Source organism: Flavobacterium hibernum (assembly GCF_000832125.1).
Lineage (GTDB): Bacteria > Bacteroidota > Bacteroidia > Flavobacteriales > Flavobacteriaceae > Flavobacterium > Flavobacterium hibernum.
The window spans coordinates 360397-374090 of record NZ_JPRK01000011.1 but is presented as its reverse complement, the minus strand read 5'-3'; the positions used below and the strand labels follow the sequence as shown (position 1 = coordinate 374090).

At 33.0% G+C, this 13694-nt stretch carries 12 protein-coding genes; 3 read left to right on the top strand and 9 right to left on the bottom strand.

All coding sequences use genetic code 11. The features are described from left to right. Positions 1-167 precede the first annotated feature (167 nt). The 8 genes from IW18_RS14495 to IW18_RS14460 form a co-directional block, all read right to left on the bottom strand. The gene (locus IW18_RS14495) at positions 168-914 is read right to left on the bottom strand and encodes a tetratricopeptide repeat protein (RefSeq protein ID WP_041518592.1); all 747 of its coding nucleotides are present in this window, start codon (positions 912-914) and stop codon (positions 168-170) included. A 54-nt stretch (positions 915-968) separates the two neighbouring features. Continuing rightward, the gene (locus IW18_RS14490; RefSeq protein ID WP_041518591.1) at positions 969-2711 is read right to left on the bottom strand and encodes a BatD family protein; all 1743 of its coding nucleotides are present in this window, start codon (positions 2709-2711) and stop codon (positions 969-971) included. A 122-nt stretch (positions 2712-2833) separates the two neighbouring features. Further along, complete coding sequence (locus tag IW18_RS14485; protein ID WP_041518590.1) at positions 2834-3601, bottom strand: tetratricopeptide repeat protein; 768 nt, start codon at positions 3599-3601, stop codon at positions 2834-2836. A gap of 42 nt (positions 3602-3643) precedes the next feature. Next, the gene (locus IW18_RS14480) at positions 3644-4678 is read right to left on the bottom strand and encodes a vWA domain-containing protein (RefSeq protein WP_041518589.1); all 1035 of its coding nucleotides are present in this window, start codon (positions 4676-4678) and stop codon (positions 3644-3646) included. A 76-nt stretch (positions 4679-4754) separates the two neighbouring features. Then, complete coding sequence (locus tag IW18_RS14475) at positions 4755-5756, bottom strand: vWA domain-containing protein (protein ID WP_041518588.1); 1002 nt, start codon at positions 5754-5756, stop codon at positions 4755-4757. Continuing rightward, the gene (locus tag IW18_RS14470; RefSeq protein ID WP_041518587.1) at positions 5756-7384 is read right to left on the bottom strand and encodes a hypothetical protein; all 1629 of its coding nucleotides are present in this window, start codon (positions 7382-7384) and stop codon (positions 5756-5758) included. Before IW18_RS14470 ends, IW18_RS14475 begins: the two co-directional genes overlap by 1 nt. 155 nt (positions 7385-7539) lie before the next feature. Then, positions 7540-8403, bottom strand: coding sequence for a DUF58 domain-containing protein (locus IW18_RS14465; RefSeq protein WP_041518586.1), 864 nt, complete (start codon positions 8401-8403; stop codon positions 7540-7542). Between the two features lie 79 nt (positions 8404-8482). After that, positions 8483-9487: an AAA family ATPase gene (locus tag IW18_RS14460; RefSeq protein ID WP_041518585.1), complete on the bottom strand. Its 1005-nt coding sequence runs from the start codon at positions 9485-9487 to the stop codon at positions 8483-8485. Positions 9488-9711: 224 nt separating this feature from the next. Between IW18_RS14460 and IW18_RS14455 the strand changes: the two genes are divergently transcribed. From IW18_RS14455 to IW18_RS14445, 3 genes are all read left to right on the top strand, one after another. Next, positions 9712-10584: an aldo/keto reductase gene (locus IW18_RS14455; protein ID WP_041518584.1), complete on the top strand. Its 873-nt coding sequence runs from the start codon at positions 9712-9714 to the stop codon at positions 10582-10584. Between the two features lie 141 nt (positions 10585-10725). Then, the gene (locus IW18_RS14450) at positions 10726-11478 is read left to right on the top strand and encodes an SDR family NAD(P)-dependent oxidoreductase (protein ID WP_041518583.1); all 753 of its coding nucleotides are present in this window, start codon (positions 10726-10728) and stop codon (positions 11476-11478) included. 99 nt (positions 11479-11577) lie between these two features. Beyond that, complete coding sequence (locus IW18_RS14445) at positions 11578-12729, top strand: ATP-binding protein (RefSeq protein ID WP_041518582.1); 1152 nt, start codon at positions 11578-11580, stop codon at positions 12727-12729. Between the two features lie 183 nt (positions 12730-12912). On the opposite strand, the gene IW18_RS14440 is transcribed toward IW18_RS14445, so the two are convergent. Beyond that, positions 12913-13656 carry a DUF3298 and DUF4163 domain-containing protein gene (locus IW18_RS14440; RefSeq protein ID WP_041518581.1) on the bottom strand — a complete coding sequence of 248 codons (744 nt, stop codon included), beginning with the start codon at positions 13654-13656 and terminating at the stop codon, positions 12913-12915. Positions 13657-13694: the final 38 nt, after the last annotated feature.

Here is a 13694-nt window from a genome sequence, read left to right as displayed (position 1 = left end):
TTTTAAACCATATAAGTGATATAAGTAAATATAAGCTATACGCTTGCTTAAGCTAAGCTGAACTTATATCACTTATATGGTTTATAAAGCTCATAATGATAAAAAAATCCCAAACTCCAGTTTATAAAATTGGAATTTGGGATTTTTTTATTTGAAGTTTTAAAATTTTATTTCACTTCTTTAATTGTTGTACTCTCAATCCAGCCTTCAGTTCCATCTGTTAATTCAATTTTCTTCCATTGACCTACAGTTTCCTTAACATAAACTTTAGCGCCTTCATGCAACAATAAAATGGCTGAACCGGCTTTTCGCGGTTCGCTGTGTACTTCACTTAATTCGGCAAAAACAATTGCTGGACGATCGTTATCGAAATGACTTTTTTCAGACATTCCGGCTGAAAGACTCAAAAGTAAAGCGACCAAAAGAACAAACATTATAATGAAATAGATTCTTTTTGAAAGTGTAAGCTGCGAAAAGTAATATCCGATAAATGCCAATAAGAAGGCAAATGCAATTCCTACTGAGATTTTTGCCCAAGTGTTATAATTAAAAATACCTGTAAAATTCTGAATCAGTTTGGCAAAACCAACTTTTGGTACTTCTTTAATTTCGTCAATAGTTAGTTTTTTGGCAAACTTCAAGTTGTTTAAAACATCTGGATCGTGAGGTTTTAAAACTAATGCTTTCTCATAATTATAAATAGAAGGCGCTACTTTGTTAAGCTTGTAATAACTATTAGCTAAGTTAAAATACAATTCAGCCGATTGTTGTTTGTCTTCCTTAATAATGCTTTCGTACACATTAACAGCTTGCTGATATTGTCCCTTTTGATACAAAGCATTTCCTTTTTCAAAGCTGCTTTGAGCAAAGAAAACCTGAGAGATTAATAAAAAGAGATATACTATATTTTTCATTTTATTTTCTTTAAACCCGACAGGTTTTTAAAACCTGTCGGGTTTGTATTAAGTTTAAACGATTTGTTTTTCTAATGCTGAAATAATCAAAACAGCTTTGTCGTAATCTTGCTGAATAGACGCACTCGATGCCGGAGCATAACGTGCAAATTCGCAGTTTTCAGTCAAATCAATAAAACTTTGAACCTGTTCTGGATTTGCATTTCTTGATAACAACAATTCCTGAATATTGTCTTTGCTCATCTCCGAAGTTTCAATGTGTAATTTCGCTTTTAAGAAATTATGCATCGCTTTTTCCAAAGCAATATAAAAGGCTTCTTTATTATTGATTTGTTTCTTGGCTTGAGATAAATATTTCTTCGCCAATTTATTATTCATTCTAATTCGGTTACCAGTAATATCGCCGTCAATAGCTTCTTTTTTCTTCTTAGCTAGAATAATAATTGGTATAATTATAAAAGGCAAGAAAAGTAAAGTGTAATACAAATTAGACCCTAAGAAATCATTTTTAGCGATTGAAACTAAAGTTGTTTTAGGTTTGATATATTTAAATTGCTCTGTTTTCGAAATTACATTTTTAGATACAGTTGCATTTGTTTCTGCTTGAACAGGACCATCTAAAACGTCTACCATGATTTCCGGCGAAGTGATCGTTTTATAAGAACCTGAGTTCAAATCAAAATAAGAAAACTGCATTGGTTTTATAGCATATTTCCCTTTGTATTGTGGAATTATAGTGTACTTATCTGTTATTTTTCCTGACATTCCGGCTAGCGAAGTAGTCACTTTTTCGTCATGAACAGGATCGTACATTTCTAATGCATTTGGCACAACAGGTTTTGGTAACGTAAATAACTTCATGTTTCCAGTTCCAGAAGCGGTAACAATTAAATCTAAACTTTCTCCGTTTTTAAGAGTCGTTTTTGAAGGCGTAACTGTAAAATCAAACTTACCAACAGCACCACTAAAATCTACAGGTTTGTTAGATTCTGGCAACGGTCTTACATTGATTGTTTTGGCTCCGGCCGAAACTACCTTGTTGTCATCTGTAATAATCATTTGACCAAACATATCGCGACGATTTGTTGGTAATTGTACACCAATGTCTAGTGAAAGCGGTTCGATCGTTAATCTTCCTGATTTTTGAGGATATAAAATGGTCTTTTTTAAGATCACAAAATAGCATCTTTGACCTTGATAACTTCCTTCTTCAACGGCTAATTGCTTAATATCAATATTCTGATTCCAGAAATCATTGTATTTAGGTTTAGCAAGTTCTTTAAAACCGGTTACGTTAATATTATTGAAGTATAGCTTATATACAACCGTAATTGGTTCATTTAAATAAGGTGAAGTTTTTGAAATTTCGGCAACAAGATTCAACATCTCATTTCCGGATCCTTGTGGTCTGTCATTAAGATCTCTTTCTTGTGCAACGGCATTGGTAACAACGATTTTTATAGGCGCAGTTTTATAAATCTGACCGTTATATTCAATTGCAGCTTGCTTAATAGTTACAGTTCCCTTTTTGTCAGGTTGTAAAATATAAGAGTAAATTTTTTGAAAAGAACTTCTTCCGTTGACCCAAGACTGACTTATTTGCTGACTTGGTCCTGCTACTATTTTGAAACCTTCAAATGCAGGTTGGTCAAAGTTGTCCCCATCAACATTCATGATAAAGTCAATGCGGAGTCTTTCGTTTACTCCAAGCGTATTTTTGCTAACTCTGGCTTCAAATTGAACTTGAGCCATAAGTCCTTGAAAAGTGAATAGTAATAGAATTAAATATCTTTTCATTAAATTGTTTAATCGTTGTTTATGTTTAATCGTTTAATTGGTAAATTGTTTAATCGTTTTTTTTGCAGTTTTATTGCTTATCCGAATTAACAGTTAAACGAATAAACGATTAACCCAAAATACTACCAATCTTTCTCAGTTTTTCTAGGATTTCCTTTTACTTTTTGGGCGTTTACTTTATCCTGAATTTTCTTTTCTTCGTTGTTTACAGCATCCAATAAATTCTGAACTCGTTCTTTTGAGATTCCGCCGGGCTGTGGTTTTGGTTCACCTTTGTTATCAGACTTGTCATCTTTTTTAGGGTCATTTTTACCATCCTTTTTGTCCTTGTCTTTGTCGCCTTTGTCGTCTTTTTTGTCCTTATCCTTGTCTTTATCTTTATTTTTATCCTTGTCCTTATCTTTGTCTTTATTTTTGTCCTTATCCTTTTTATCCTTGTCTTTGTTTTGATCGTTTTTAGGAGGATTTTCTTTTAGCTTTTGTTTTGCTAAAGCATAGTTGTAACGAGTTTCGTCGTCAGTAGGGTCGTTACGCAAAGCTTCCTTGTAAGCTTCAACAGCTTGCGTATAGTTTTTCTCTTTCATAAAAACATTCCCTAAATTGTGAAATGCTTTATGTTTTTCAGGTCTTGTTTTAGCATTTTTTATCGCTTTCGCATAAGCATATTTAGCTTCAGAAGTTTGATTTTGTTTGTAAATGGTGTTTCCTAAATTATAAGGAGCAGTTGCACGTTTTGGAAATTTTGATTCCGAAATTCGATAATTAGCTTCAGCATCAGCAAATTTATTCTGCTTATATTCTTCATTGGCATCAGGCAATGTTTTGTCCTTTTCCTGAGCAGAAACTGCCAAAGAAAACGTTAGTAAAATATAAAGAAGTAAATTTTTCATTCTAATTTTTTTAATTTTTTGTTCCGAATTTAATCAGAGCAATTATTTCTTTTCGTTGAATAAATTCAACTCTTTTATCCAATTTGTTTTTCTTTCTAAAAGGAAAATGTCAATAAACAATAATAAGAAAGCAAAGCCAATAAACCATTGATATTGCGATTGAAAATCGGCCATTTGAGTAGCTTCAAATTCAGTTTTCTGAATGTTGTTTAAAGCGTTTTTTATATATTCCAGAACTTCTTTTGTATTTCCTCCATAAACATAACCACCTTTTGTGGCTTTTGCAATGGTTTTTAAACCTTCCTGATTAAGCTTTGTAATAACTGTTGCGCCGTTTTGATCTTTTTGATAACCTTTAACTACGCCATTTTCTTTTAACGGAATTGTTCCACCTTTTTCTGTTCCAACACCAATGGTTATGATTTTCATTCCCATTTTATTAGCCTCTTCTGCGGCTGCCGATGCTCCTTCAGAATGATCTTCTCCATCAGAAATTAAAATCAATAATTTGCTGGTTTTGCTTTTTTCGTTGAAATAAGTCGATGACAATCTAATAGCTTCGTCAAGAGAAGTCCCTTGAGATGAAACCATATCTGGAGTCATACTTTGCAAGAACATTTTTGCAACACTATAATCAGAAGTAATTGGTAAAACCGGGAATGCACTTCCGGCATAAGCTACAATTCCTATTCTGTCGCTTCCTAAATTATTGATGATTTGCGAAACCAGTTGTTTACTTTTTTCTAAACGACTTGGTGCGATATCTTCGGCAAGCATACTTTTAGAAACGTCTACTGCAAAAACAATATCAATACCTTCACGTTTTACGGTTTCCATTTTTGTTCCAATTTTCGGATTTACTAATCCGATAATTAAACAGGCAAGTGCCAAAAGAAACACAGATATTTTTAATACAGGTTTAAAAACAGAGCGCTCCGGGCTTAGTTTTTTTACCATTTCTAGATCACCAAATTCAAGCTGTTTTTTTCTTTTCCAATACATATTGAAAAGAAAAACACATACCACAATTGGTAGTAAGAATAAAAGGTATAAATATTTTTTTTCGTCTAATTCCATTTTTTAATTCTAGTTTTCAGTTTTCGGTCACAGTTTTCAGTGATTTACTGAGTACTGAGACTGAGACTAAAATATTTTAAATAAAGCTTCTGTAAACCGTATTTCGTAAACCTACTTCTAACAATAATAAAAAGGCTGCAAGTAAAACAAAACCTCTGTATTTTTCGTCGTAATCGTAGAATTTTAATTCTTGAATTTCAGTAGTTTCTAATTTGTTGATGGCTTTATATATTTCTGCCAATCTATCATTACTCGTTGCTCTAAAATAAGTTCCATCTGTTTTACGTGCAATAGTTTTCATTAATTGCTCGTCGATTTCTACTTTTTGCATTTTAAATAAAAATCCTCCATTTGGTGCATAAGCATATGGAGATGGCGCCATTCCGTTGGTTCCAATTCCAATCGTGTAAACTTTAATTCCGTATTGTTTTGCAATATCGGCTGCTGTTTCAGGTTCAATAAAACCGGCATTATTAACACCATCCGTCATCAGGATAATTACTTTGCTTTTGGCTTTACTATCTTTAAGACGATTTACAGCAGTTGCTAAACCCATCCCAATTCCGGTTCCATCTTGTAAAGCAGTATCGTATTTAATGTCTTTAATCGCTTCTAGAATAATCGCTTTATCACTAGTTACCGGTGTTTTTGTATAAGCTTCAGAAGCATATAAAACCAATCCAACTCTGTCATTTGGTCTTTCTCCCACAAATTCAGCGGCCACTTTTTTTAAAGCTTCCATACGGTTAGGCTTTAAATCTTTGGCAAGCATACTTCCCGAAACGTCAATTGCCATTACAATATCAATTCCTTTTGTCGTTTTGGTCTGATTGCTTATATCTACAGTTCTTGGTCTAGCAAGAGCAATAATTAACGAACTCAAAGCAATAACTCTAAAAACATACAAAGCAGGTTTTAGCTTTGTTAACCATGATTCGCTGTTTTTAAAGCCCTGAGTTGAACTCATCTTTAAAGTAGCCGATTGCTGATTGCGTTTCCAGAAGAACCAAGCAATAGCAATTGGAATCAATAGAAACAACCAAAAGAATTCTGGATTTAAAAAAGTTATTTTATTCATTAGTTGCTTGCTTTTCTAAGTTCAACAGAATTTAAAATTCGAGTTGTAATGTCATTCGAATACGTATCGCCTTCTTCGTGTAAAATCATGATTTGTTGTAATCCTTGATCTTGTTTGAAAAGTAAAATTTCGTAATATGCCTTTTCACTTGTTTTATCAACAGGATTTAAAACCGTCATTGTTCCATATCCTTTTAATCCTTGAATACCTTGCCCAGTTTGGAAATCTTCTTGTTTTACGATAATATTTTGACCTCCTTGAACTTCAATTATTTTTAAAGTTCCTTCTAGCGCTTTTGCTAAATCAATATCAGTCGGATTTTTAAATTTACTGGTTGACACCGTAACGTAGAAGTTATCAATCATACTTCCGTATGTAAAAAGCTGCATTTCCTTAATCAAAGCCATTGCTTCTTTAGGTAATACTTTTTGCGTATCCATTCGTTTTAAAACCTTTGGAGTTTCGATTAAAATGCCTGGATTACCATATTCACTTTTTACCCATTGCCCTTCTAATAATTCTTTAGTTGGATGTCCAATAACATTATCCTTAACATATTTGAATCCTTTTGTAACGATAAAGAATGCTGTAGTGGCGATCAATAAAAATAAAACTGTTCCAACTGCTATAGCGATGCGTTTGTTGCGCTTTTTTAGTAATTGAAGCTTGATTTGTTTTTGTTTTTGAGCCTCATTCAATAATTGATTTTCTTCTTCAGGAACTTCTGTTGGGATCGCATTATCAAGTGTCAAAATTACTTTTTGAATTTTATTTCGATCTTCGGTAATTTCAAATTCAAGAGGTTTAGATTTCGCAAATTTTACTAAATCGGCCTGACGTAAAACACGTTCTAAGTTTTCAACGGTTTCTGGCGTTAGCGTCATTTTCTTTTTGGTCGAAGCAGTTCTAATTGCTTGAATCAATTCAGAAGTCGTGCTTTCCATTGCTGGAATATGAATCGCTTCTTCAATATAATTACGAGCGATATCTGTAAGTTCGCTATAGTATTCTTTAATTTCACCTTTTTGAACCAGTTCTTTTTGTTCTAAGTTATTAAGTAAGCTTGTCGCTTTTTCGATAGGTGTTTTATAAACTTCCTCGGTGATTTTTTTCTGTTGACGTTTTTTAACAAACCAATAAACAAAAGCACCAATTCCGATAATAACCAGTATAATTAAAAGATAAACTAACCAATCGTTATTGCTTTCAGGTCCAGTAATATCCTTAATATCGTACATTTTTTGTTGCAACGTATCAACTTTTACATTGGCAACTTCAACACGAATAGAATCTGATAAATAAGGTTTTTTATCAATTAAAATTTTAATACTCGGAATGGTATATTTTCCAGAATCAAATTGAGTCAAACCGTATTTTTTGATTAGCTCGTAATTACCATCTTTTTTTACGGTGTCAATTGGATAGGATTGAATAACTTCTAGCGGACCAATCGTTTTTAGTTTAGGGAAAACAACTTTCGATTTTGAACTCACGACAGTTTTAAGCGTTAACTTAAACTCAGCTCCAATTTTATTTTTTGTAGTATCAATGCTTGTCTCTACTTGTTTTTGCTGGGCAAAAATAGATGAGGAAAGTAAAAATAAAAATATGTAAAATTTTAATTTCATTTGATTTTTTGATTTCAGATTTTATTCTAAAATGAATGCTTAATTATAGCACACAGATGACACTGATCTAAGCGGATTTTTTATTTGATGTTTTTATTCTTCAATCTTGTTTAAAATCTAATATTCTAACAATCTAAGAAGTCTAATAATCTAAATTATCTTGATTTAAAATACCCCAACAATTTAGTTACGTAATTTTCGTCGACTCTTGTGTTTACAACTCCTGCGCCTGATTTACTGAAAATATCTTTGAAATAATTTACTCTTTCGTGATAGTGTTTTTCATAATTCATTCTCACGGTTTTTGATCCGGTATCGACTAGTTGAATTTTTCCAGTCTCAGCATCAAGCATAGTTACCATTCCTAAATTCGGGATTTTTTCTTCGCGAATGTCATAAACTCGAACACCTGTAATGTCGTGTTTCTTAGAAGCAATTTTTAATGTTTGTTCATAATTATCAGACATAAAATCTGAAATCATAAAAACAATAGCTTTCTTTTTCTGAGTTCCTGATAAAAATTTTAAGGCAGCTCCAACGTCTGTTTTTTGACTTTTTGGTTCAAATTCGATTAGTTCACGAATGATTCTTAAAACGTGTGAACGACCTTTTTTTGGCGGAATATACAATTCGACATTATCCGAAAATAGTATTAATCCAATTTTGTCATTGTTTTGTGTAGCCGAAAAAGCCATCGTTGCCGCAATCTCGGTGACGATGTCTTTTTTAAATTGTGATTTTGAACCAAAACCTTCAGAACCCGAAATATCAACCATTAAAACCATGGTCAATTCGCGTTCTTCTTCAAAAACTTTTACGTGGGCTTCATTGTAGCGTGCAGTTACATTCCAATCGATGTTACGAATATCATCGCCATATTGGTATTGACGCACTTCGCTAAAAGTCATCCCGCGTCCTTTAAATGATGAGTGGTATTCTCCCGAAAAGATATGATTGCTCAGTCTTTTGGTTTTGATTTCTATTTTCCGTACTTTTTTTAAAAGCTCTTTTGTATCCATTTGATTGTTGATTGTTGATTAACGATTATTGATTTTAGATCTGAAATCTAAAATCTACAATCTAAAATCTAAAATCTTTTTAAGGTACTTCAATCTCGTTTACGATTTTATTGATAATGTCTACAGAAGTAATGTTTTCGGCTTCAGCCTCATATGTTATTCCAACTCTGTGACGTAAAACATCGTGTACAACTGCACGAACATCTTCTGGAATTACATATCCACGACGTTTGATGAAAGCATAACATTTTGCTGCATTAGCTAAATTGATACTTCCACGTGGAGATGCTCCAAAGCTAATAAGAGGTTTTAAATCGGCTAGTTTGTATTTCTCTGGATAACGAGTAGCAAAGACGATATCTAAGATGTATTTTTCGATTTTTTCGTCCATATAGACTTCACGAACTGCTTCTTGTGCACGCAAAATTTGATCTACAGAAACTACTGCATTTACTTTTTCGTAACTTCCTTTTAAATTTTGACGAATTACTAAACGTTCTTCATCCATTTTTGGATAGTCAATTACGGTTTTAAGCATAAAACGGTCAACTTGTGCTTCAGGAAGTTGGTAAGTTCCTTCTTGCTCAACAGGGTTTTGAGTTGCAAGTACTAAAAACGGACGATCTAATTTGAAAGTTGTATCGCCAATAGTAACTTGTTTTTCCTGCATTGCCTCCAAAAGTGCAGATTGAACCTTAGCAGGAGCACGGTTAATCTCATCGGCAAGCACGAAATTAGCAAAAATAGGTCCTTTTTTAATAGAGAACTCATTTGCTTTAATGTTATAAATCATCGTCCCAACAACATCGGCAGGTAATAAGTCTGGTGTAAACTGGATACGGCTGAACGAACCTTGCACTGCTTGCGACAAAGTATTTATCGCTAAAGTTTTGGCCAAACCAGGAACACCTTCAAGCAAAATATGCCCTTGTCCTAAAAGTCCAATCAATAAACGCTCGACCATATGTTTCTGGCCCACAATAACTTTGTTCATTTCCATTGTAAGAAGGTCTATAAAAGCACTTTCTCTTTCAATTTTTTCATTTATCGCTCTAATGTCTAAAGTTGTTGTATTTTCTTCCATATAAATATTTTTAATGCCTTTTTAATACCTTGATTTTAATGCCCTCCTTTTGAGTAGTGCAAATTGAATATTTTTTGAGAAGTAAGATGTTAAAGAATGGTTAAAACTTCGACCAAAGACCTAATTTTAAGGACTAATTGTGAATCTATTTTTATATTTTTAAGAACTTTGATGATTATGCTTTAGAAAAGCATATTTATTACCAAAAATAACGCAATAAAACCATGAGTAAAACAGCATTATCGCCTATAATTTCGGGCACTATGAATTGGGGTGTTTGGGACAAAAACTTAACGCCAAAAGAAATGGAAAACATGATACAAATTTGTATCGAAAATAAAATTACCACTTTTGATCACGCTGATATATACGGGTCTTACACTACTGAAGCTGATTTTGGAAAAGCATTTCATGCCAGTAAAATTTCGAGAGAAAAATTTCAATTAATTACCAAATGCGGTATTCAGATGATTGCTGAAAGTCGCCCGAATAGGGTTAAACATTATGACTATTCTAAAGAATACATCATTTGGTCTGTAGAACAATCATTAAAAAAATTGAAAACAGACTTTGTTGATGTTTTTTTATTACACAGACCAAGTCCGTTAATGCAAGCGGATGAAATTGCCGAAGCAGTTGAGAAATTAAAATCAGAAGGAAAAATTATTGATTTTGGACTTTCAAACTTTACAAGTTCTCAAACCGAATTAATTCGTCAGAAAACTGAAGTTAGTTACAATCAAGTGCAATTTTCGGCAACGAATTTTGAACCAATGGTTGACGGGAGTTTCGATTATATGCAAACACACGGAATTAGACCATTGTCATGGAATCCGCTTGGAACTGTTTTTAGAGAAGATACCAGAAAAACGCGCCGTTTGAAAAAATTGCTTGCTGATTTGGTTAAAAAATATGGTTTTGGTTCAGATACACTTTTACTTGCCTGGATTTTGAAGCATCCGGCAAAAGTAATTCCGATAGCAGGAACAGTAAATATTGCCAGAATTCAATCGTTAGGAAAAGCTGTTGAATTAGAAATGGACAAAGAAGACTGGTTTGCGATCTGGACTGAAAGTATGGGAGAAGAAGTGCTTTAAATTTTAGTGTTCAGTTTACAGTTTTTAGTATTCAGCTAAAGACGGTCAAAAAAATATTTGCCACAGATTAAAGTAATTCACATAGATTAGAAAAATCATTTAGATCCTTTTAATCTGTGGCTAAAAAAATAAAAATATAGAATGAAAAAAACAGCTTTAATTACTGGGGCAACTAGCGGAATTGGAAAAGCAACCGCACAAATTTTGGCAAAAAACAACTATAAAATTGTTCTTTGCGGAAGAAGAATTGATCGTTTACAGGAACTGGAGAAAGAACTTTTGGCTTTTACCGAGGTTCATTCTTTGTCTTTTGATGTTCGCGATAAAAATGCAGCTTTTGATAGTATTCATAATTTACCTGAAGAGTTTTCGGTAATTGACGTTTTGATCAATAATGCAGGAAATGCACATGGTTTAGATCCAATTCAAACTGGAAATGTGGATGATTGGGATGCTATGATTGACATCAACGTAAAAGGACTTTTGTATGTTTCAAAAGCTATAATTCCACAGATGGTCGAAAGAAAATCAGGACATATCATCAATATTGGTTCAATTGCGGCAAAAGAAGTTTATCCAAACGGAAATGTATATTGCGCTTCAAAGCATGCTGTTGATGCAATTAGTAATGGAATGCGAATGGATTTAAATCCGTTTGGAATTAGAGTTGGAGCAATTCATCCCGGAATGGTAGAAACAGAGTTTAGCGAAGTGCGCTTTAAAGGCGATGCCGAAAAAGCTTCGACTGTATATAAAGGTTTAGATGCATTACAGGCCGAAGATATTGCAGATATTATTCATTTTGTAGTTTCAAGAAAATATCACATAAATATTTCTGATTTAATTGTTCTGCCAACTGCTCAGGCTTCGGCAACAATTGTTAAAAGGGACTAACTAAGATTTTTAGACTAACTTAGACTTCTTAGAATGAATGTCTATGAAGTCTAAGTTCTAAGAAGTCTAATAATCTAAAATCTAAGAAGTCTAAAACAAATGATTAACAAGCGCCTTTTAATAAAAAACTTACTTGCTCACAACGACGAGAGCAGTTTTTATGATAAAAAAAGGCAATTGAATTTGCATTCGCGTGAAGGAAAAGGAAAGTTTCTGAAACATATTTGTGCACTTTCAAATTCTAACCCAACCAATAATTCCTATATCGTTGTTGGGGTCGAAGATCAGGATAACGAAATTGTGGGCGACGACTTTTTTGACGATAGCCGAATACAGAATCTTGTGAATGCTTTTCTCGAAAATCCTCCTAAGATTCAGTACGAAAATGTGCCTTTTCCAAATCTTCCAAAAGACAAAGTTATAGGATTGGTCACGATTAAGCCCAAAAGTAAAATCTCTTATTTTAAAAAAGGAATTCATGCCATAGTTGCCAATAGTGTTTTTGTGAGACGCGGCAGTAATTCGGTTCCAGTTGAAGGCGAAATCGAAAAAAATTACCAAAATACAGAAACGGTTATCGGAATCGAAAATAGTTCCCGAAATAGTATTCAATATACTTTAGATGGAGTTATTGATTTTATGAATTTTCGTCACAAAGACATGTCACCAAAATACCATGTTTTTAAAGAGTTGTTTGTAATTTGTTGGGCAGGAGTTCCTAAAAAATCACGAGATAAAACCTTTTTATCCCGCGTAGATATTGAGTTGATTAATGAGCAAATTAAACTTTTTTACTCGGCTCAGGATGTTGTTACAATTGTTTTTGATGATGATAGTTTTACGATTACAGAATATGTTCCGTTAGGATTAAACGACAAAACGAGTTATTATCCTTTAGAGAAACAAACCATTCACTTTTTCGACAACGGATATTATAAAATTGATCGCGAAATGCTGTTTCAGCCTCCAGAATTTAATCGGAAAATGTTGTACCATATTTATAATGCGAATATGGCGTTGCTTCAAAAACTTCAAAAAGGAATTACTTTGTCAGAACGAGAACTAAAAGATTTAGAGAATCTTCCTTCGACCTTTATGATTTGCCATTTGAATGGTTTTGATGATGCTAAACAAAAATTAATTGACGCAAAAGCACTTCTAAAACCTTTCGGGAGTATTTATTTGTCTTTTAAAGAAGCATTAAGAATTTTGCGTAAAATGAAATATGATTTTCAGGAGGGGGCTAAGTAGAGGGACTAAGGTTTAGAGTTGCAAAGGCTCAAAGGTTCAAAGGTTTTTTTAGAGAGGAACTACAGTGCTTCTAACTTTACGAGTTTAGTTTTTTTGAATTGCTTCCAGCTTTAGCTGGAGATAAAATTTAGGTTTTCTACATTGGCTTTAGCCAAACCATTCCTCTTTCAAATGAAATAATACTTATTTAAATTTCAAAAAATTGTTAACTCTATCATAGGAAAAAAAGATCTCTTTTGGGCCATCAGCATAAGAAGCGGCTTCATAAGAGTTGTAATATAATAGCAATCCTTCTGGAGTGAAAAATATATTTTGTGGTAACTGAAATTTATCATTTTCGAACATTAATCCGGTTGCATTTATATTTGATTTAGCCGGAATATGATATTTTGCACGAAATTCTTTTTCGGCGAAAGCCTTAAATTCATTCTCGTTTTTAAATAATTGATTGTTAAAAATGGTTTTTCCTGTTTTTGGATCAAACAATAAGGAACGAAAACCCTGATATCCATGTGCTCCTCCGGTAAAAGTATAATGATCAAGTTTTATATTAATAATTTGATCTGATTCGTATTCGACATTTCCTTTAATTTTTCCTTCCCAGCCAAAAGTGTCGTCAGGAAATTTTTTGTGCATTTCTTCATACGAAGCGATAAAAGCTGCTGTTAAAGTTTTGTAATCGGTGGCTTTTAGGGGATCTTCGTCAAAATAGACAATCTCTCGAATTACAGTAAAAACTTTTTTGTTGATACTATCTGCTACAACAGCGATATTTTTTGCAATTGGAACTTCGATTGTAATTTTGGGACAATCTTTTTTGCAAGGTAGATTAGATTCTTTTTCAAATGTCTCATTTTCAAAAGACAGCTCTTTGTTACAACTCGTAAATATCACAAACAAAAAGACTAAGTAAGTATAATGTTTCATATCAAAAAGTGTTAATTATATACAAAGGTAAGGAGATG